This window comes from Mesorhizobium humile (assembly GCF_033977215.1).
Taxonomy (GTDB): domain Bacteria; phylum Pseudomonadota; class Alphaproteobacteria; order Rhizobiales; family Rhizobiaceae; genus Mesorhizobium; species Mesorhizobium humile.
In genome coordinates, this window is record NZ_JAVIIV010000004.1 from 121,947 (window position 1) to 141,008 (window position 19,062).

Sequence of the window (19,062 nt, forward strand, 5' to 3'; positions counted from 1 at the left end):
GGAGGAAATGCGGTTCAGCCGGACGGCGGCCGCCAAGGTGGAGGAAGTTACGTGACCGGTTTCATCTCTAAATGCGCCCTGGGCTCGGCGCTGCTGACGCTTGCCACGCTCGCCGCGGGCGCAACGACGGCATCGGCCGCCGACAAGATCTCGATCATGGTGGGTGGTTACGAAAAGCAGATCTACCTGCCCGCCAAGCTTGCCGAGGCGCTCGGCTATTTCAAGGACGAAGGCCTCGACGTCGAACTGCTCAACGAGCCGGCGGGTGTCGATGCCGAAAACGAGATGCTGGCGGGCGCCGTGCAGGGCGTGGTCGGTTTCTACGATCATTGCATCGACCTGCAGGCCAAGGGCAAGTTCGTCGAATCCGTCGTCCAGTTCAGCCAGGCGCCGGGCGAGGTCGAACTGGTCTCTTCCAAGCATCCCGAGATCAAGTCGCCGGCCGACTTCAAGGGCATGAGCCTCGGGGTCACGGGCCTCGGCTCCTCGACCAATTTCCTGACCGAGTATCTGGCGGTGAAGAACGGGTTGAAGCTCGGCGAGTTCACTTCGGTGCCGGTTGGCGCCGGCAACACCTTCATCGCCGCCATGCAGCAGGACAAGATCCAGGCCGGCATGACGACCGAGCCGACGATCACCCGGCTCTTGAAGACCGGCGAGGCGGCGGTTCTCATCGACATGCGCACGATGGAAGGCACGAAGGCCGCGCTTGGCGGAACCTACCCGGCCGCTTCCCTCTATATGCAGACCGAATGGGTCGATGCGCACAAGGACACGGTCCAGAAGCTCGCCAATGCCTTCGTCAAGACGCTAAAGTTCATCAACACCCATAGCGGCGCCGAGATCGCCGAAAAAATGCCGAAGGACTATTATGTCGGCGACCAGGAAGGCTATGTGAAGGCGCTCGACGCCGGCAAGGCGATGTTCACCGCCGATGGCGTGATGCCGCAGGGCGGCCCCGAAACGGTGCTCACGGTTCTCTCGGCCTTCAAGAAAGAACTGCAGGGCAAGCAGATCGACCTTTCGAAGACCTACACCACGGAATTCGTGAAGAACGTGAAATAGCGATCAAGCCGGCACGAGGTTCAGGCTTCGTGCCGGCATCCTGATCTGTTTTCCACGCCCGGCGATCCCCGCGCGGCGGTCGCCCGCTATTGGAGTTCCAACCATGGCTGTCGAAAAGACCGCTCCGGCGATAGAGCTGATCAATGTCAGCCGCCGCTTCCTTTCCCCCACCGGCAAGTCGCTGACGGCGATCCGAGATTTTACCATGACGGTCGGGCGCGGCGAATTCGTCGCCGTCGTCGGCCCGACTGGCTGCGGCAAATCAACGACGCTCAACCTCGTCACCGGGCTCGCCAGGCCGAGCGCGGGCGAGGTCCGCGTCATGGGCGCGCCGGTCAAGGGCATAGACCCGCGCATCGGCTTTGTGTTCCAGACCGACGCGCTGTTTCCGTGGCGCACCGTCATCGAGAACGTGATGGCCGGACCGCTGTTTCGCGGCAAGTCGAAAGCGCAGGCCCAGGCCTCCGCTCGCGACTGGTTGGCTCGCGTCGGCCTTGCGCGCTTCGAGCAGCACTACCCGCATCAGCTTTCCGGTGGCATGCGCAAGCGCGTGGCGCTCGCCCAGACCTTCATCAATGGTCCCGAGATCCTGCTGATGGATGAGCCGTTCTCGGCGCTCGACGTGCAGACCCGCGTGCTGATGCATGAGGAGCTTTTGCGCCTGTGGTCCGAGGCGAAGGCGTCGGTGGTCTTCGTCACCCATGACCTCGAGGAAGCGATCGCGCTGGCCGACAAGGTCTATGTGTTGACGGCCGGGCCGGCGACGGTGAAGTCCGTCTACACGATCGACCTGCCACGCCCGCGCGTCGTCGCCGACATCCGCTACGAGCAGAGCTTCATCGACTATTCGCGCACCATCTGGGCCGACCTGAAGGAAGAGGTCGAGACCAGCTACGCCCGCGCGGCCGCTTAAAGGAACCCGATATGACAGACGCCACCGTCAATATCTCGACCGCAAGCTTCAGGCCGGGAACTTCGGACGCCGAGATCGAGGCAGCCGCTGCCAAGGCCGCCGCGCATCGCCGCCACGCCGTCATCTTCTGGCGGCTCGCCATCCTCATCATCTTCCTCGGCCTGTGGGAGATCGCCGGCCGCATGGCCTGGATCGATCCTTTCTTCTACGCCATGCCGAGCACCATCGCCGGGCGGCTCTATGAATGGACCACGCAGGGAACGTCGGAAGGGCCGCTCTGGTACCACCTCTATGTCACCATGGAGGAATCGGTACTGGGCTTCGTAACGGGCTCCGTCGCCGGCATCGTCATCGGCGTCGCGCTCGGCCGCAACCGCATGGCCGCCGACATCTTCTCGATCTACATCAAGGTGATCAACTCGATCCCGCGTGTCGTGCTGGCGCCGATCTTCATCATGATCCTTGGCCTTGGCCTTGCCTCGAAGGTGGCGCTGGCCTTCGTCATGGTGTTCTTCGTCGTCTTCCACAACGCCTTCCAGGGTGTGCGCGAGGCCGACCGCGCGATGATCGCCAATGCCCGCATCCTCGGCGCCTCCGACTGGCAGCTGACGCGCTCGGTCATCGTGCCGTCGGCGATGAGCTGGATCTTCGCCAGCCTCCATGTCAGCTTCGGCTTCGCCATCATCGGCGCCATCGTCGGCGAGTTCGTCGGCTCGCGCTACGGCATCGGCCTGCTGATCAACATCGCCAAGGGCTCGTTCGACGCCGCCGGCATGTATGCGGCGATCGTCATCGTCATGGTGGTGGCGCTCGGCGCCGAGTACCTGATGACGCTGGTCGAGAGCAGACTGGCGAAGTGGCGGCCGCAGCCGCTGCACGAGACGCAGTGATGGCCGCGGCAGGTTTCACAGCTGGATATTAGCCGCCAGCCAGCGGCAGCCGCACCTCGACGATCAGCCCGCCGGCCGCGCCATCTCCAAGAGTGACGCGGCCGGCGGCGTTCTCGACAACCTCGCGGACGATGGCGAGCCCAAGCCCGCTGCCCTCCTCTGTCGTTCCGGCAACGCGGTAGAAGCGCTCGAACACATGCTCGCGCTCGTCCGCGGGAATGCCGGGTCCATCGTCGGCGACCGTGAGCTGTGCCTCGCCATCGACGGCCGCCAGCTTCACCGTGACGCTGCTCCCGGGCGCTGAGTAGCGCAGCGCATTGTCGACGAGGTTGACGATCATCTCGCGCAGCATGGTGCCGTCGCCGATGACCGGCACGGGCCCGGTTTCCTCCAGGCCGAGATCGATATTGCGACCAACGGCGACCGGCGCATGAGTTTCGAGCACTTGCCGCGCCGCTTCGGTCAGGTCGATGCGATCGGCGCGCGGCCGCCTGCTCCCGGGCTCCGCCCGCGACAGGGTGAGCAACTGCTCGGCCAAACGCGCCAGGCGACCGGAACTTGCCTGCAGGGCCACAAGCGCTTCATGTCGGGCATCGGGGACAGTCTCCCGCAAGGCATAGCTTGCCTGCGTCGACAGCAGCGCCAGCGGCGTGCGCAACTGATGCGCCGCATTGGCGATGAAGCGGCGCTGCGCCGCCATCTGGGCCCGCACACGCGCCATATAGGCATTGAGCGCCTCGATCAGCGGCCGGATTTCGGTTTGGGCGCCCGAGACCTCGACCGGATCCAGATCGCTGCGGCTTCGCGAACGCACGGCGTCGCGCAGCCGCAGCAGTGGCGCGAGGCCTCGGCGCAGGCCGAGCAGGACGAACACGCCGGCAATCACCACCAGCGCCAGCTGCTGGCCGAAGGCGCTTAACCACAGACGCCTCACCATCGCGTCATGCCCGGCGAGAGTCACGCCGACTGTGACCGTGATCGGCGAATCCTTCCCGGCGCCGATTACGGCATGGCCGAGCGTCGCGAGCCGCAGACGGTGCTCGCGAAAGCCGGTCTCGATGCTGCCGCGCTGAGTCGCCTTGGGCAGGTCGGGATAGCCGGTAAGCAGGCGTCCGCCCGCGGTCTCGACATGGTAGTAGACTCTGTCGCGGTCGCCGGTATCGAACATTTCGATCGCCGCCGGCGGAATTGTGGCGTCAAGCACGCCGTCCTTTACCGCGACCTGCTCGGCGATAGCGCGCGCCGACGCCATCAGCATCCGGTCGGTAATCAAGTCGGCGGTCGCGAGCGCATTGCCATGGCTGGTCCACAAATTGATGGCGGCGAGCCCGGCCAGCGGCAGCACCACCCAGGCCAGCAATTGCAGGCGAAGGCTGCCGATCCGAAACCTGCCGATCCTCATGGCGCCGGATCGTGGTGACGCAACAGATAGCCGAGGCCGCGCAAGGTGGCGATCTGGACGCGCGATCCCTCCAGCTTCTTGCGCAGCCGGTGCACGTAGATCTCGATGGCGCTGGGATCGGCGTCGGTTTCGAAGTCGTAGATCGCCGTCGAGAGCGCCGCCTTGCTCACCGTGCGGCCGGCCTTGACGACGAGTTGTTCCAGCACGGCGTGCTCGCGCGGCGTCAGCGACAGCGTCGCGCCGGCAAGCGAGAACAGGCGTGTGTTGGTGTCGAAGACCAGATCGCCGCAGGAAATGACCGGCGCCGTGCGGTCGTTGGCGCGGCGCAACTGCACGCGGATGCGCGCTTCCAGTTCCTCGATCTGGAAGGGTTTCGCCAGATAGTCGTCCGCGCCTTCGTTGAGGCCCTTGACCCGGCCGTCGAGGCTGGCATTGGCGGTGAGCACGATCACCGGCACAGGATTGCCGCGCGCCCGCAGCCTTTTCAGCACCTCCATGCCGCCCATGCGGGGCAGGGCAAGGTCGAGGATGATCAAGGCATGGTCGCCCGCGGCCAAAGCATGCTCGACATCCTCGCCGTCATGCACGACGTCGACGACATAGCTCGCCTGGCGCAGCGTCTTGCTCAGCCAATCGGCCAGTTCGCGATTGTCCTCGACAAGCAGCAGCCGCATCGTTTGTCGCTGTTTCCTCCCAATGGCGTCGACCGTCGCCATAGGGCGGCAGGCGGCGTCCGAATTGGTCCTCAGACCAACCGATAGTATCGATCCGCGCGCAAGGCAAACGTGGTTTGCCGGCGATCGCCATCCTGGTCGTGGCGCCTGCCTAGCCCCTTGTTCGGTCCGGCAAGCGATTAAATCGAACCGTTCGGTTCAATTAATGTTGACGGTTCGTGCAACCAGGGTGAACACCGGCAGCCCGCATTAGGGTGCCGCATCTCAAGGCGTTCGCCGTAACCAGTTGATATCAAAAGATAAGAATGTGGCCGCCGCGTCACTCGCATAATTTCAAGATCGAACCGAACGGTTCGGTTCACAACTTTTCGTGATTGGAAATGGCAACAGGGCCGACCCATTTCGGGGTGGTCCGAGCGACGCGAATTTCCATCAAGGCACGCCACTAGACGGACATGACTTTTGAAATCTGGAGTACCTAAAATGAACAAGATTGCTTTTGCCGCCGCCGCTTTCCTCATTGCCACGGGCAGCGCTTTCGCCGGCAGCGACCATTATGGTTCCGACAACGTCAACCAGCCGGCCGTCACCGCTCCCGCGGGCAAGGTCGACAACACCGTCACCGGCTCGATCCGCAAGCTCGACAAGTTCGAACAGCGCGACCTCCACATCACGCCTGATCAGAACCAGCCGCAGTCGGGCCAGGGCATCTGGGGCCGTTAATCGGCCCCTCCTGATCCGCTTCAAACCAACAACCTTGAATCTGGAGTAACTCAAATGACCAAGATCGCTCTTACCGCCGCCGCCCTTCTCGTTGCCACCGGTGCCGCTTTCGCCGGCTCGGACAACTACGGGTCGGCCAATGCCAATCAGCCGGCCGCTTCGGTCGACACCTCGTCCACCGCTTCGATCACGAAGTCGGACGCGGATGCCCAGAAGCCGGTCGTCACGGGCGCCAACCACGACCTGTTCGGCAACCGCTAAGCGGTTCGCCACGCGAACCTTCAATCGACAACCTTCAAATCTGGAGTAACTCAAATGACCAAGATCGCCCTTACCGCCGCCGCCCTGCTTGTCGCCACTGGCGCCGCTTTTGCTGGGTCCGACCACTACAACCCCAACGAGGCCAACCGGCCGGCCGCGTCGGTCGACACCTCGTCCACCGCTTCGATCACGAAGTCGGACGCTGATGTCCAGAAGCCGGTCGTCACGGGCGCCAATCACGACCTTTTCGGCAATCGCTAAACGGTTCTGTCCTCGACGGACCTCAAAGCGGCGGGCTTGTCCCGCCGCTCTGCTTTTGTGGAGCCGGCTACTCCCAGGCCGCCTCCTAGGTTTGATCAAGCATTTATCACGAAGCGGTGATGCCTGTAACGGGACCCCCCGGTGGCTCCGAAGTGGAGGCAAGGGCCGATAGACGGGGCCGATCCAGGGAAATTCAAACGAGTGCAGCGAGCGGGCAGCCCCGGGCGATGTCGGGGGCCGTCCTGTACCGATCCACTGGGTCATCGGATCGTCAATCGCTCCCGATCGATAACGGAACAACCCGGAACAGGAGTATTTGAAATGACCAAGATCGCACTTACCGCAGCCGCCATTCTCGTCGCCACGGGCACTGCTTTCGCCAGCTCCGACCATTATGGCGCTGCCAACGCAAATCAGCCGGTCGTCACCATCGACCGGACTGTGACGGCCTCCATCACGAAGTCGGATACGGATGTCCATAAGCCGGTCGTGCAAGGCACCAACCACGACCTGTTCGGCAACCACTGATCCGGTCCGAAAGGTACCAGGCGGCGGGCTTTGTCCCGCCGCTTCGCTTTTGTGAAGCCGGCTACCGGCAACATCATTCACTTCACACGTATGTGTATCACAAGTATTTGTAATCGTTTTCCTTTTCCCGGGCGAAGTCGAATCCGACGCTGCCGTGGCCGCTGAAAACAGCGGCGCGCCGGGAATAAATCCTGGCTACCTCAGGTCTTCTCGGCAGCGGGGCCATCCTCCCAAGGCTACCGCCGATGAAACGACACGGAACAAGGAAATCGAACATGACCAGGATTGCATTCGTCGCGGCCGCCATACTTGTCGCCGCCATAGGCACCGCATCCGCCGGCAGCGATCACTACGGCGCTGACGGCGTCAACCAGGCAGCCATCGGCGCTGACACCAGCGTCACGGCTTCGATCCCGAAGCACAAGATGGCCAAGCCGGCTCCCAATGTCGACACCGCGATGAAGACCGGAGCGACCGACCCTGCGAATTGGCCGGGTCCGCCTGCGGATAATTGGGGCAATTGATCAGCTTCTCTGAAAATACTGAAGGCGGCGGGCTCGCCCGCCGCCTTTTCGGCAAGCTTCTGGCTCTACCCTAGTCTAAGTCTTTCGGCCTCACGCAATGCGTCAGCCGCGCGCCGCGAAAGTCGAGGTCCGCCCAATCCTCGTCCAGCGTGAATCGCGCGAGCGCCGCCGTCGGGAACTTCGCTTCGATCTTCTTGAAGACAGCCTCGTCCGATCCGGCGCCGGCCAGCCGCAGCACAAAATGCTGCAGGCCGGGATTGTGGCCGATCACCAGCAGGCTCGTCGCCTTGGCCTGCCGCACGCGCGCCAGGATTGCGCCGGCCTCCGCCTCATAGAGTTCCTCGGCAAATTGCGCCGGCACGTTCTTCGGCAGTTCCTGGGCGACCAGTCGCCATGTGTCGCGGGTGCGCAGCGCCGGCGAGACCAGAGCGAGGTCGGGAAGCCAGCCGCGCCGCGCCAGCTCCCGCCCCAGCAGCGGCGCCGTCTTCAAGCCGCGTGGGGCCAGCGGCCGGTCGAAATCGGCAAGTGCGGAATCGTCCCAGCTCGACTTGGCATGGCGCAGGATGAGCAGCTGTTTCACGGGCATCGATCAGGACCAGGGAAACCAATGAGACGAGCGCGAGCCTTCTCTTTGATTGCCTCGATGTCAAAATCATCGAACGGATCGCTGGCCAGCCCGTCTTCCCAAGCCTTGCGCAGTCGGTCTGCTTCAGTTCGGCTTTGCGGTTGGTTCGTCGGTTCTGAGTTGATCGCCATACTGCTGCTTCCAGCCAAGGCTACGGCGTGATCCGCGCCAGCTGTTCGAGGTCCGTCTCCTCGCGCAGCGGGTCCGGCGCCATTACGACCGAGCTGGCGTTGTCGGCGTCGTCGGCGAAATGGGCAAGCACGGTGTGACCCTTTTCCATGGACGCCTTGCCTTCGGCGACGAGACCCAGCGCCAGCGGGTAGAGCCGGTGCTCCACCTTGAGCACGCGCGCGGCCAAGGTGTCCTCGTTGTCGCCGACCATCACCGGCACGGCGGCCTGCGCGATGATCGGACCGTCATCCATTTCGGGCGTGACGAAATGCACCGAGCAGCCATGGATGCGAACGCCGGCGCGGATGGCGCGCGCGTGCGTGTCCAGCCCCTTGAAGGCCGGCAGCAGGGCAGGGTGGATGTTGACCATGCGCCCCTGCCATTTCTCGACGAGGCCGCGGCCGAGGATGCGCATATAGCCGGCCAGGGCCACGATGTCGGCGCCGAAGCCGGCGAGCGCGGCATCGACCGCGGCGTCATAGGCATCCTTGCTCGGATGGTCGGCGCGCTGGACCACCTTCGTGGCGATGCCGCGCGACTGGGCGATGCCGAGGCCGGCCGCGTTGGCGCGATCGGAAATGACGCCGACGATCTCCGCCGGATAGCTTGGATCGCTCGCCGCCGCGATCAGCGCCGTCATGTTGGAGCCGCGTCCCGAGATCAGGACGACCGTGCGTTTCCTGCTCATAGGCCGATCGAGCCCCTGTAGATGACGCCGGCATCGCGCCGCGGCACGATGCGGCCGATCGGCGTCACCGTCTCGCCGGCTTCCTGCAGCACCGCCGCGACCTGCGCCGCCTGGCCGGAGGCGACGGCGAGGATCATGCCGATGCCGCAGTTGAAGGTGCGCATCATCTCTTCCGGCGCGACGCCGCCGGTCTTGGCCAGCCACGCGAACACCGGCGGCACGTCGATCGCCTCGAGGTCGAGCTCGGCCGAAAAATCCTTCGGCAGCACACGCGGAATGTTCTCCGGAAAACCGCCGCCGGTGATGTGGGCGAGCGCCTTGATGCCATGCGTGTTCCGGATCGCCTTGAGGATCGACTTCACATAGATGCGCGTCGGCTCGAGCAGCGCCTCGGCGAGGCTTAGTTCGTCGTTGAACGGCGCTGGATCGCTCCAGCTAAGCCCGCTTGCCGCCATGATGCGGCGCACCAGCGAGAAGCCGTTGGAGTGCAGTCCGGACGAGGCCAGGCCGAGCAGAACGTCGCCCTCGACGATGTCGTCGGTCGGCAGCAACTGGCCGCGCTCGGCAGCGCCCACGGCGAAGCCGGCAAGGTCGTAATCCTTGTCGTGGTACATGCCGGGCATTTCCGCCGTCTCGCCGCCGATCAGCGCGCAGCCGGCCTGCCGGCAGCCTTGCGCAATGCCGCCGACGATCGCAGCGCCCTGATCCGGGTCGAGCTTGCCGGTGGCGAAATAATCGAGGAAGAACAGCGGCTCGGCGCCCTGCACGACGATGTCGTTGACGCACATGGCGACGAGGTCGATGCCGATCGTGTCGTGCTTGCCGGCGTCGATGGCGATCTTGAGCTTGGTGCCGACGCCGTCATTGGCCGCGACCAGCACCGGATCGGTGAAGCCTGCGGCCTTCAGGTCGAACAGACCGCCGAAGCCGCCGATCTCGCCGTCGGCGCCCGGCCGGCGCGTGGCGCGCACCAGCGGCTTGATCTTCTCGACCATCAGGTTGCCGGCATCGATATCGACGCCCGCCTCGGCATAGGTGAGCCCATTCTTGCGCTTGGCCTGGTCGCCCTTGCTCATTGCCGGCTCGTCCCTGTTTCCATTGCGGGCTCTTCGCATGAATGGTTTCGGGGAGCAAGGATGACGCGCGGGTGAGGGAGTTTGTTCCCGAGGAAAGTGCGGGGGTGATTGGCAGCTTCGCCGCTCCGCTACTTGCGCCCACCTCCCATCTCCCTCATCTTTTTCCCAACAAAAGACACGACGGGACCTCATGTGACCCTTCCCAACATGATCACGATCATGCGGCTGCTGCTCGTGCCTGCGGTGGTGCTGGCCATGCTGCAGTCGCTTTGGGGCTGGGCCTTCGCCGGATTCCTCGTCTCCGGCATCTCCGATGGTGTCGACGGCTTCATCGCGCGCCGCTGGAACCAGTCGTCGCGCCTCGGCGCCTATCTCGATCCGATCGCCGACAAGCTCTTGCTGGTCTCGGTCTTCGTCGTCATGGGCTTTGCCGGCGAACTGCCGCTCTGGCTGGTGGTGACCATGGTCTCGCGCGACGGGCTGATCGTCTGCGCGGTGCTTTTGTCCAGCGTGATGAGTCATCCGGTCGAGATGAAGCCGCTCTTCGTGTCGAAGGCCAACACCGCCGCGCAGATCGTGCTGGCGGCGCTCGTGCTGGGCGAACTCGCCTTCTCCGTGCATCTCGGCGCGCTGCGGACCGCTCTCATATTGCTGACCGGGGTCTTGACCGTGGCTTCGGCCGCGGCCTATCTCGTGGCTTGGCTAAGGCATATGAGCGGCTATGGCGAAGGCTCCCGAACGAGCAACTCCCAGAACGACGACATCAAGACCGGCGACAGCAAGTCGGGCATCGGCAAGTCGGGCGGCTCCTGCACGGACGCCTGACAATGACGGCGCGGTGATCGCCGCTGACGACGGCTCGGGCGGGCTTCGCCGCCAGGTCTTCTTCTGGCTGGCGACGGCAGTCCTGCTGGCGCTGTTCCTCTATCTTTTCTCCGGTATCCTGCTGCCGTTCGTGGCCGGCATGGTGCTCGCCTATTTCCTCGACCCGGTCGCCGACTGGCTGCAGCGGCTCGGCCTCTCGCGCCTGATGGCGACGGTGGTGATCCTGATTGCCTTCATCGTCGTCGTGGTGCTGGCCTTCGTCATCCTGGTGCCGGTGCTGGCCACCCAGATGGCCGATTTCGCCCGCAAGCTGCCGGAATATCTCACGCGCCTGCAGTCGCTGATCACCAGCTTCGATCCGAAATGGCTCGAGCAGCGCTTTGGCGTCAACGCCGCCGGCCTGCGCGACGGGCTGAATTCGCTGCTGACGTCCGGCTTCAGCCTGCTCACCACCGTCTTCACCTCGATCTGGAGTTCCGGCGTCGCACTGGTCTCAGTGGTGAGCCTGTTCGTCGTCACCCCGGTCGTCGCCTTTTACATGCTGCTCGACTGGGACCGCATGGTCGCCGAAGTGGATGGCTGGGTGCCGCGCGACCATGTCGAGACGGTGCGCGCGCTGGCCCGCGACATCAACACCGCCACCGCCGGCTTCGTGCGCGGGCAGGGCACGCTCTGCCTGGTGCTCGGCGCCATGTACGCTACGGGCCTGACGCTGACCGGCTTGAACTTCGCCATCCTCATCGGCTTCTTCGCCGGGGTGATCTCCTTCATCCCCTATGTCGGCTCCTTGACCGGGCTGGTGCTCGCCGTCGGCGTCGCCTTCGTCCAGTTCTGGCCGGACTGGACCATGGTGGTGCTGGTCGCCTGCGTGTTCTTCGTCGGCCAGTTCATCGAGGGCAACATCCTGCAGCCGAGGCTGGTCGGCAAAAGCGTCGGCCTGCATCCGGTATGGCTGATGTTCGCGCTATTTGCCTTCGGCGCGCTGTTCGGCTTCGTCGGCCTTTTGATTGCCGTGCCGGCCTCGGCCGCGATTGCCGTGCTGGTGCGCTTCGCCATAGCCCGCTATCTCGAATCGCCGCTTTACAAGGGCCACGCCGCCCAGCCCGTGCCGCCATTGCCGGCCGATCGTGGCGGCGGCCATCGTTCGAAGCCGCGTGGCTGACGTGTCCGCAGAGCGATCCGATCCGCCGCGCCAGCTGCCGCTCGACCTCGGCCACGGCACCGGCTATTCGCGTGACGAGCTCGTCGTCTCGGGCACCAACGCGCAAGCGGCATCGCTGATCGACCGCTGGCCGGACTGGCCGTCGCCAGTGGTCGTGCTGGCAGGGCCGCCCGGTTCCGGCAAGACCCATCTCGCCCGGATATGGCAGGATCGGACGCATGCCGTCGCCATCGATCCAGGCCGGATCGGCGAGCACATTGCCGGACTCGGCACCAGGCCTGCGCTCATCGACGATATCGACAAGGGCCCGATCGACGAGCAGGGCCTGTTCCACCTGATCAACGCCGTGCGCGGCGCGGGCTCAACGCTGCTCTTGACAGCGCGGCGTTTCCCCTCGGCCTGGCGCGTCGTGCTGCCCGACCTCATTTCGCGGCTGAAGGCGGCGGCGACGGTCGAGATCCACGAGCCCGACGACCTTTTGCTGGCCGGCGTCATCACAAAGCTGTTCGCCGACCGCCAGGTCGAAGTCGAGCCGCATGTGGTGCAATATCTGGTGCGCCGCATCGAGCGCTCGCTCGGCACCGCCATGCGCATCGTCGAGCGCCTCGACCGCGCGGCGCTGGAACGCAAGACGCCGATCACCCGCGCTTTGGCCGCCGAGACGGTCAGCGCCATGGACGAAGGGCAGGGCGAGTTCGATATCTAGAGCAATTCCAGGAAAAGTGTGAGCGGTTTTCCGCCCGGAATTGCGTAAAAACAAAGAGATAGGGCGTTTCGCCGTTTCCGTGAAACGGTGAAACGCACTAGAGGGAGACCCCGCTCGCGGCGCGCCCTTTACGCCCATAGCCTGGCCAGATGCCGGGCCAGCAGATAGACGCCCATATGCGCCGTCACATAGCAGGCGGCGACAAGGATGAAGAACATCAGGCTGGCGGACCGCGACCGGGCTACGCCATTCCTCTTGCTGGGCCGGTTGTTCCAAACCCAAAGAGCAGCGCACAGAATGGCCCAGACGACTGCGACCGGAACCGTAAAGCCGTAATAGGCCAGATAGGCCGGGCCGATCAGCGACAGCAATGCCTCCAGGACAGGCATCGAACCCCCTTTTGTCCGAAGTCTAGACCGGCGACAAAGTTGGAAGCGAGGAGATTATTCGATTCGCCCAGGCGTTCCGTGATCAACTCGTGGGAGCATGCGGCGTAGCTGTCCCATTCCGGAGCAGCCTTTCAGGCATCGTTCTTGCAACGCAGACAATGCCGGTTGATCCCGGTCCCGGTCGCGTTCCAGATCGGGTTGTAGGCTCGCCGGGCTCGAGGTGTTGGGGTTCTCGCCCGGCGGGTTTACCGTCGATGCGACCGCGCCGTTGGAATGGCTAATGCATGTCGCGCAAAAGTGACCTCGGTTTTGCGGCAACGACATGCATCAAGCAAGGCGCTAAAGCGCGTCGCGTGAATCCGTTTCGACGCGACGCGCTTTAGTCCCGCTTCATCTTGAGCCTGTCCCGCAGCCGGCGCAATTGCCGCCGCCACCATGGCTTCGGCTTGCGCGGGACCAGGACCATCTTGCCATCGATGACGGCGTCATCCACCCAGTCATGCACCTGCATGCGCCAACTGGCGCTGACCCGGGCAAGCAGCGGCAACGGATCCTCGCCAGCGACGCGCACCAGCTCCGGATTCTTCAGCGCCGAGCGGAAATCGAAACCCTGGGCGATGAGCGCGCGCAGGAACACGATCTGGCGCTGCATGCGATGGAAGTCGGTGCCCTTGCCATTGACCATGCTGCGTGCGCCGATCCACTGATGGAGACGCACGCTCGTGAGTGTCTCGACGGGCGGGCGGAAGGAAACCTGTTGGCGCCCGTCCTCGAGGCAGCTCGTCGGCGTCAGCGGATACCAGAAATCGAGCGGCTCACTGACCGGCACGTTCACGCGGGCGCCGGCAAGCGCAGCCTCGCTCGCGCCGCGCCTGAGGCAGACTGCGCTGCGCGCCGAAAAGCCCAGTCCCGCAAGCGCATCGAGCAGCAATCTGCCGCCACCCATGGCGAAGGCCGCGTTGACGCGGTCGCTGATGAGGGGAGACCACAGATCGCGCGGCACCCATGTCAGCCGCCGCCTCGAAACGTCCACGACGACGATGATGTCGGTGTTGGCGTTCCAATTGTCCCTGTCGAGGATCGCTACAACCACGGCTGCCAAGATATGCACCCTCCGGTCGGGCTTACGGGGCCGGCCTGGTTGTCTCTGGGGAAGAAGCGATGGTCGGAGTGGCGTGATTCGAACACGCGACCCCCTGATCCCAAATCAGGTGCGCTACCAGGCTGCGCTACACTCCGACGTCCCGCGGCGTATAGGGGGCGCACGCCCGGAAGGCAACACAAAAACGGAGGCCTCGCAATTCGGCCGATGCCGCAGTGTTGAAGAGCGCCGGACCGCGGTTTCGTTGACAAGGCAACAGCGCTGCCTTCTTGGACAAATGACCGTCGGGCTGCCGATCAGCGCTTCTGAGAGGCGATCTTCCTGGCGATCGCAGCGGCCTGGATTATTGAATTGGCAAAGCAGCCGCGAATGCTCGGCCGCATGCCGGTGAACCAGAGCCCGGGCAGGTTCGGGTCGTTCGCGGCGCCGTTGAACAGCGGCACGCCCCTGGCGTCGAGCACACCGAGCCGGCCCAGCATCGTCTCCAGCCCGGTGCGGTAGCCGGTGGCGGCAATGACGATGTCGGGCGCGATCACCTGGCCATTGTCCAGCACGACGCCGTCGCGCTTGAATTCGCGCAATTGCGGCACCACGATGATGCGCCCGGCCTTGATGGCGTCGACCGCGCCGTCGTCGGCGGCGATCGCCGTGTAGTCGGAGCCGAGCCGGCTGGCGCCGCCCGCCGGGGCAGGGGGCAGGCCGTAATTCGTCAGATCCCCGAACACCAGGCGCTGCGTCGCCGCCATGACCGCATCCGCGAGCCTTGTCGGCAGCCTCGCCATGAGCGGCGATATGCGATGCACGGCGATCTTGCCGATACGCTTGGGCAGCAGCGAAGGTCCGTTGCGCGCCGAAAGCCACATCTGGCCCGTCTCCACGCGGGAAAGATGGTTGAGCGCGTCGAAGCCGGAATTGCCGGCGCCGACCACCAGCACCTTCTTGCCGGCATAGTCGCTTGCCCTGCCGAAATCGGCCGAATGGATGATCTTGCCTGAAAAATCCTCCATGCCCTTCCAGGCCGGGATGAAGGGTTGCCGGTCGCGTCCGGTGGCGATCACCACATGCCGCGCCGCCTTCAGGCCGGCGCTGGTCAGCAGCAGCCAGTGATCGCCGCGAAATTCGATCTCGTCGACCTTGACGCCGAAGGCGATCGGCAGCCGGTGCGTCTCGGCGAAATCGTTGAAATGGCGGATGACGGCACTGCGATGCGGGAAGGCCGGCGTTCCCGCGGGATAGGAAACGCCCGGCAGCGAGGAGAGGTCGCGATGCGTGTTGAGGTGCAGGTTGTCGTGGCGGCGATGCCAGGGCTCGGCCAGCCGCTGCTCGCGTTCCAGGATCTGCGTCGTCACGCCGGCCTTGGCCAACGCATAAGCGGCGGCAAGCCCGGCGGCGCCCGCGCCGATGACAATCGCGCCTTCCAGTATCGCTGGCTCGCCGACCCCCGACGGCAAGACTTTCGCTTCCGCGTCCATCCGTGTCTTTATCGTCGTCATCATGCCTTTAACTGGCACGACCATGTATCTGACATATGCCGCCCACGGGCCAAAAGGAATAGGCCGATGTTGCAAAGACTTCCGACATTGTGTCGCGGATTTTTGCAAGCGCCGGCTAATGAACCGGGTCGGCGTGGCGATGCACCAGCTTGAACGCGCCATCTTCCAGTCGGAACACTTCCGTCACTCGCAAGGTCATATCGGTCGCCTCGCCGTTCTTGCCCATGCGCGCCTTGGCATGCTGCAAGCCGCTCCAGAAGGCCAGATCGCCGCTTGCCGACGCCTGCAGCACCTCAAGATCGGTGTTGCCGCCCTTGTGGAAGCTCGCCGCGTCGCGTTCGTAGCGGCCGGCAACCGCCTCGGCGCCTTCGAGGTGGTCGCCGCGTGGCGAGAAGAACGTCGCCGGCCCGGCGCGGGTGACGATCGCCTTAAGCGAGGTGGCATCGCCATTGACATAGTCCTCCGCGATCTTCTCGCGCTGCTTCATGAAAGCATCGAATGATGAGCCACCAGGATGCATCGTCCTGATCCACATCTCCAGGCTGGTCATGAACTTCTCGAGGAAGGCGGCGGTGTCGGCGTTGGTCACCGCGCCTTTGTCGTCCAGCAACTCCGTGACATTGCCGATATAGGCCTCCGGCTGCTGCATCACCGGCATGTCGAGGAAGGCGAAGGTTTGCCTGAGCGCATGGTTGGCGCCGAATGCGCCGAGCTGGTACGGCGTGACGCTGACCACGCCGGCCGGCAGGCCCTTGAACACGCTCTTGCCCGAGGGGCGCGAGCCGACATCGAGCGCATTCTTCAGGCAGCCAGGGATTGAGCGATTGTATTCCGGGGTGACGAACAGCACCGCGTCACACTCGCGTATCGCCGCGCGGAAGCCCGACCACGCCGCCGGCGGGCGGTCGCCGTCCAGGTCTTCGTTGTAGAGCGGCAGGTCGCCGATCTCGATGAAGCGGCAGCGCACGGAGTCCGGCGCGCGGGCAGCGAGCGCCTTGGCGATCTTGCGGCTGAAGGATTGGGCGCGCAGACTGCCGACAAGAACGGCGAGCTGCAGGACGGCGTGTTCGGTTGCATTGGTCATGGCGAAACGTCCGTTTTGGCAGTGGCTCACGGGGAGAGGCGGCACGGGGTCTGCCCGCCCGACATTCCGATAATGTCGCCGGCGCGACGAGGTTCCCTGCGCCGTGGGGGCGCAGGGGACGCTTGCGGCCTTGCCGCCGCGGTCATTGCACAGTAATGACGGATTGGCGCAAGATCGGGGTTTCCCGCAGAATCCCCGGAGACGGCGCTGAACGAGGTGCCCGGTCTTCGGGCGGCAACGAGGTGGCCATGTCCGCGCGCATTTTCAGTCCAGCCAAAACCGCGATGCAGTCCGGCAAGGCCAAGACCGGGCATTGGGTGCTGGAATTCGACCCCGCCCAGCGCAAGAAGATCGACCCGCTGATGGGCTACACTACCTCGGGCGATATGCTGAGCCAGGTGAAGCTCACCTTCGACACGAAGGAAGAAGCGGTGGCTTATGCCGAGAAGGAAAAGATCGCCTATCGCGTCGAAGAGCCGAAGGAAGCCAAGCGCCGGCAGATTTCCTATTCGGACAATTTCCGCTATGACCGCAGGACGCCCTGGACGCACTGACTCCTATCTTGCGTCGCCTGGCGTAACGCGTATCAGCCGGCCCGGTCGGCCGACGGTCCCGTAGCTCAGCTGGATAGAGCACCGGCCTTCTAAGCCGATGGTCGCAGGTTCGAATCCTGCCGGGATCGCCATTCTTTGGCTTTCTTGTCGATTGCAAATGTACGCTTTTTGCTTACGCGAGCTTGACTTGTGTACGCTATCTGCTTACGTGAGGCATGATCAAGTCATTCAAGAGCAAAGCGCTGGCCGATTTGTTCGAGACCGGGAAAACCGGAAAGATTGACGTTAAGATGCATAAGCGCATCCTAGTCAGACTTGACCGTCTCGAGGCTTCCGAGCGGCCGGAAGATATGAACCTGCCAGGATTTGATTTTCACGCGCTGAAAGGCTTCGACCCGACCCGCTATACGGTTCACGTGAACGGCCCGTGGTGCATCACATTTGAATTCGACGGCGAAGACGCCGCCCGCGTCGATTTCGAGCAGTATCATTGAGGCGGACAGACTGGGGAAGTTTGGTTGATGAGCGAGCACAAGCCGAAGCGTCCGATTGAGCGTTGCCCGTCCCACCCGGGAGCGCTGCTTGAGGATATCATCCCGGCGACTGGAAAGACTAAGGTGGAAATTGCCAGGCTGCTCGGAATCTCGCGACAGCAGCTCTACGATATCGCCCGGGAACGGAAGCCGGTTTCGCCGGCCGTTGCGGCTCGGCTCGGAAAAATGTTCGGCGACGGCGCTGCAATCTGGCTTCGAATGCAGGCGGCCTATGATGCCTGGCACGCCGAACGGGAAGTGGATGTGAGCGCTATACCGACCTTGCACGCGGCTTAACAAAGTTTGCTCGGCGGTCCCTTAGAGCACCGGCTTTGTAAGCCGATGGTCGCAGGTTCGAAATCCTGCCGGGATCGCCATTTTCAAAGCTTGCCCGGAAACGGCCGTGTGCATCACAAGCTGCTGCATGGCGTGTTTCGGGCAGACAGGCCCGCGTAGCGCCTAGAAATCTTGGGCTACCCTGCCACTCGTGCCGCCAAGGTATGTATTCCAGACATAGTCGCGGATCAGTTCTCGATGGTCAGCTGTTCTGCGGTGATAACTGGGACGGTCAGGATAGGATACCCCGGCAACATGGAAGAATGCGTCCTCGATGATCTCATGGTGCCCAACCGCCCCTGCCATCGTCATCGGGTTCTCCCGAGAGGCAGCTATGCCAACGTCACGTGCCCTATCCAAATGCGAGTAAAGGACGTTCCAGTTTGCGCCGCCAGTATCGAGCCCCATGTTCAAGCGGGGTTCGAAGTTCAGCTTTCGCCCCGCCGTGGCGGAGAAGCGATAGAAGCAAAAGCCCGCCCATAAATTCCAGTGCCGATCGGTCGGCTTCGGCTGGTGGATATGATTTCGACCTGGAAGGAACAGCTTGCCGTAGACAGCCTTGCCGTCCATCCTGGCAGGGATGTCAAATGGCACCACCGGGAAACAGTCATGATCAATGAAACCGAATAACTCGGGCTCCAGGTGCCGTATGATGTTGTGATAGGCCCAGCTTATCGCGGTTCCGTGCGATCTGGACAGATGTTTTTCCACCCGCATCGGAAGCGCCAAATAAGGCACGTCTCTCACCTTGCAGATGCTTTCTATCGCTTCTCTCGATGCCTGATCGGTCGAATTGTCGACAACTGCCAGGGTCATTCCCGGCGGGTGCATTTCCCAGGCCTTGGCCAGTGCATCTATGACCCAGGGCGTATTGAACGCCACCGTAAAGCAGATACGCGATGTATCACTAGCCTTGAGGCGATCTGCAAAAGCGCGTCCAGCAGCTCTGCCGCGATGCTCGAAGGCCTTGTATACTAAGCCATTTCTGACTTCCTTCGTCGCGATGACTGCCGGCGCTCTGGTTATGATATCGACAATCTTCAAACCCATTTGGCCTGCATAACTTGACGTCAGGAG

25 protein-coding genes and 3 tRNA genes are annotated in these 19,062 nt (G+C 63.7%); 16 read left to right on the forward strand and 12 right to left on the reverse strand.

Translation table 11 applies throughout. The features are described 5' to 3' along the window. Positions 1-51: 51 nt before the first annotated feature. From RFM52_RS08240 to RFM52_RS08250, 3 genes are all read left to right on the forward strand, one after another. The gene (locus tag RFM52_RS08240) at positions 52-1,065 is read left to right on the forward strand and encodes an ABC transporter substrate-binding protein (RefSeq protein ID WP_320296266.1); all 1,014 of its coding nucleotides are present in this window, start codon (positions 52-54) and stop codon (positions 1,063-1,065) included. Between the two features lie 103 nt (positions 1,066-1,168). Further along, positions 1,169-1,978 carry an ABC transporter ATP-binding protein gene (locus tag RFM52_RS08245; RefSeq protein WP_320296265.1) on the forward strand — a complete coding sequence of 270 codons (810 nt, stop codon included), beginning with the start codon at positions 1,169-1,171 and terminating at the stop codon, positions 1,976-1,978. 11 nt (positions 1,979-1,989) lie between these two features. Continuing rightward, entirely contained in the window at positions 1,990-2,868 is an 879-nt protein-coding gene (locus RFM52_RS08250) for an ABC transporter permease (RefSeq protein ID WP_320296264.1), read from the forward strand. Between the two features lie 28 nt (positions 2,869-2,896). Here the strand turns inward: RFM52_RS08250 and RFM52_RS08255 are convergent, their stop codons facing one another. Both RFM52_RS08255 and RFM52_RS08260 read right to left on the reverse strand, forming a co-directional pair. Continuing rightward, a complete protein-coding gene (locus RFM52_RS08255) occupies positions 2,897-4,270 on the reverse strand; it encodes a sensor histidine kinase (RefSeq protein WP_320296263.1) in 1,374 nt (457 codons plus the stop codon). After that, the gene (locus tag RFM52_RS08260) at positions 4,267-4,944 is read right to left on the reverse strand and encodes a response regulator (protein WP_320296262.1); all 678 of its coding nucleotides are present in this window, start codon (positions 4,942-4,944) and stop codon (positions 4,267-4,269) included. Before RFM52_RS08260 ends, RFM52_RS08255 begins: the two co-directional genes overlap by 4 nt. Positions 4,945-5,427: 483 nt before the next feature. Between RFM52_RS08260 and RFM52_RS08265 the strand changes: the two genes are divergently transcribed. The 5 genes from RFM52_RS08265 (at position 5,428) to RFM52_RS08285 (ending at position 7,241) form a co-directional block, all read left to right on the forward strand. Then, on the forward strand, positions 5,428-5,667 hold the full coding sequence (locus tag RFM52_RS08265) for a DUF680 domain-containing protein (RefSeq protein WP_320296261.1): 240 nt from the start codon (positions 5,428-5,430) through the stop codon (positions 5,665-5,667). A gap of 54 nt (positions 5,668-5,721) precedes the next feature. Next, a complete protein-coding gene (locus RFM52_RS08270; RefSeq protein ID WP_320296260.1) occupies positions 5,722-5,928 on the forward strand; it encodes a DUF680 domain-containing protein in 207 nt (68 codons plus the stop codon). A 54-nt stretch (positions 5,929-5,982) separates the two neighbouring features. Continuing rightward, complete coding sequence (locus tag RFM52_RS08275) at positions 5,983-6,189, forward strand: DUF680 domain-containing protein (protein WP_320296259.1); 207 nt, start codon at positions 5,983-5,985, stop codon at positions 6,187-6,189. Positions 6,190-6,510: 321 nt separating this feature from the next. Further along, positions 6,511-6,717 (forward strand): DUF680 domain-containing protein, encoded by a 207-nt coding sequence (locus RFM52_RS08280; protein ID WP_320296258.1) that lies wholly within the window; start codon positions 6,511-6,513, stop codon positions 6,715-6,717. A gap of 275 nt (positions 6,718-6,992) precedes the next feature. Beyond that, entirely contained in the window at positions 6,993-7,241 is a 249-nt protein-coding gene (locus tag RFM52_RS08285) for a DUF680 domain-containing protein (protein WP_320296257.1), read from the forward strand. A gap of 70 nt (positions 7,242-7,311) precedes the next feature. Here the strand turns inward: RFM52_RS08285 and RFM52_RS08290 are convergent, their stop codons facing one another. The 4 genes from RFM52_RS08290 to purM are packed head-to-tail and all read right to left on the reverse strand — an operon-like array spanning position 7,312 to position 9,801. Further along, positions 7,312-7,827, reverse strand: coding sequence for a SixA phosphatase family protein (locus RFM52_RS08290; RefSeq protein ID WP_320296256.1), 516 nt, complete (start codon positions 7,825-7,827; stop codon positions 7,312-7,314). Then, positions 7,818-7,997, reverse strand: coding sequence for a hypothetical protein (locus RFM52_RS08295; protein ID WP_320296255.1), 180 nt, complete (start codon positions 7,995-7,997; stop codon positions 7,818-7,820). Before RFM52_RS08295 ends, RFM52_RS08290 begins: the two co-directional genes overlap by 10 nt. 20 nt (positions 7,998-8,017) lie before the next feature. Beyond that, on the reverse strand, positions 8,018-8,725 hold the full coding sequence (purN, locus tag RFM52_RS08300) for a phosphoribosylglycinamide formyltransferase (RefSeq protein ID WP_320296254.1): 708 nt from the start codon (positions 8,723-8,725) through the stop codon (positions 8,018-8,020). Then, positions 8,722-9,801 carry a phosphoribosylformylglycinamidine cyclo-ligase gene (gene purM / locus RFM52_RS08305; protein ID WP_320296253.1) on the reverse strand — a complete coding sequence of 360 codons (1,080 nt, stop codon included), beginning with the start codon at positions 9,799-9,801 and terminating at the stop codon, positions 8,722-8,724. The genes purN and purM overlap by 4 nt, the downstream gene beginning before the upstream one ends. Positions 9,802-9,993: 192 nt before the next feature. Here purM and RFM52_RS08310 point away from each other — a divergent pair, with 192 nt between their 5' ends. Genes RFM52_RS08310 through hdaA form a run of 3 tightly spaced genes read left to right on the forward strand, consistent with a single transcriptional unit; the run spans position 9,994 to position 12,494 of the window. After that, complete coding sequence (locus RFM52_RS08310; protein WP_320296252.1) at positions 9,994-10,626, forward strand: CDP-alcohol phosphatidyltransferase family protein; 633 nt, start codon at positions 9,994-9,996, stop codon at positions 10,624-10,626. After that, complete coding sequence (locus RFM52_RS08315) at positions 10,523-11,788, forward strand: AI-2E family transporter (protein WP_430699260.1); 1,266 nt, start codon at positions 10,523-10,525, stop codon at positions 11,786-11,788. The genes RFM52_RS08310 and RFM52_RS08315 overlap by 104 nt, the downstream gene beginning before the upstream one ends. Before the next feature lies 1 nt (position 11,789). Further along, complete coding sequence (gene hdaA / locus RFM52_RS08320) at positions 11,790-12,494, forward strand: DnaA regulatory inactivator HdaA (RefSeq protein ID WP_320296398.1); 705 nt, start codon at positions 11,790-11,792, stop codon at positions 12,492-12,494. 128 nt (positions 12,495-12,622) lie between these two features. On the opposite strand, the gene RFM52_RS08325 is transcribed toward hdaA, so the two are convergent. The 5 genes from RFM52_RS08325 to RFM52_RS08345 all read right to left on the reverse strand — a co-directional run bounded on the left by RFM52_RS08325 (position 12,623) and on the right by RFM52_RS08345 (position 16,562). Continuing rightward, the gene (locus RFM52_RS08325; protein WP_320296250.1) at positions 12,623-12,883 is read right to left on the reverse strand and encodes a hypothetical protein; all 261 of its coding nucleotides are present in this window, start codon (positions 12,881-12,883) and stop codon (positions 12,623-12,625) included. A gap of 379 nt (positions 12,884-13,262) precedes the next feature. Further along, positions 13,263-13,985 (reverse strand): LCP family protein, encoded by a 723-nt coding sequence (locus RFM52_RS08330; RefSeq protein ID WP_320296249.1) that lies wholly within the window; start codon positions 13,983-13,985, stop codon positions 13,263-13,265. A gap of 60 nt (positions 13,986-14,045) precedes the next feature. After that, a tRNA-Pro gene (locus tag RFM52_RS08335) sits at positions 14,046-14,122 on the reverse strand. 159 nt (positions 14,123-14,281) lie between these two features. Further along, positions 14,282-15,457, reverse strand: a complete 1,176-nt coding sequence (locus RFM52_RS08340) for a flavin-containing monooxygenase (RefSeq protein ID WP_320296397.1) — start codon at positions 15,455-15,457, stop codon at positions 14,282-14,284. A 136-nt stretch (positions 15,458-15,593) separates the two neighbouring features. After that, positions 15,594-16,562 (reverse strand): NAD(P)H-dependent oxidoreductase, encoded by a 969-nt coding sequence (locus tag RFM52_RS08345; RefSeq protein ID WP_320296248.1) that lies wholly within the window; start codon positions 16,560-16,562, stop codon positions 15,594-15,596. 248 nt (positions 16,563-16,810) lie between these two features. Here RFM52_RS08345 and RFM52_RS08350 point away from each other — a divergent pair, with 248 nt between their 5' ends. The 5 genes from RFM52_RS08350 to RFM52_RS08370 all read left to right on the forward strand — a co-directional run bounded on the left by RFM52_RS08350 (position 16,811) and on the right by RFM52_RS08370 (position 18,026). Beyond that, positions 16,811-17,116, forward strand: a complete 306-nt coding sequence (locus RFM52_RS08350; RefSeq protein ID WP_112101520.1) for an ETC complex I subunit — start codon at positions 16,811-16,813, stop codon at positions 17,114-17,116. A 54-nt stretch (positions 17,117-17,170) separates the two neighbouring features. Further along, positions 17,171-17,247, forward strand: a tRNA-Arg gene (locus RFM52_RS08355). A gap of 84 nt (positions 17,248-17,331) precedes the next feature. Then, positions 17,332-17,610, forward strand: a complete 279-nt coding sequence (locus RFM52_RS08360) for a type II toxin-antitoxin system RelE/ParE family toxin (RefSeq protein WP_320296247.1) — start codon at positions 17,332-17,334, stop codon at positions 17,608-17,610. Positions 17,611-17,637: 27 nt separating this feature from the next. Beyond that, complete coding sequence (locus RFM52_RS08365; RefSeq protein ID WP_320296246.1) at positions 17,638-17,946, forward strand: HigA family addiction module antitoxin; 309 nt, start codon at positions 17,638-17,640, stop codon at positions 17,944-17,946. Positions 17,947-17,953: 7 nt separating this feature from the next. After that, positions 17,954-18,026, forward strand: a tRNA-Thr gene (locus RFM52_RS08370). Between the two features lie 82 nt (positions 18,027-18,108). Here the strand turns inward: RFM52_RS08370 and RFM52_RS08375 are convergent. Further along, positions 18,109-19,035: a hypothetical protein gene (locus tag RFM52_RS08375; RefSeq protein WP_320296245.1), complete on the reverse strand. Its 927-nt coding sequence runs from the start codon at positions 19,033-19,035 to the stop codon at positions 18,109-18,111. Positions 19,036-19,062: the final 27 nt, after the last annotated feature.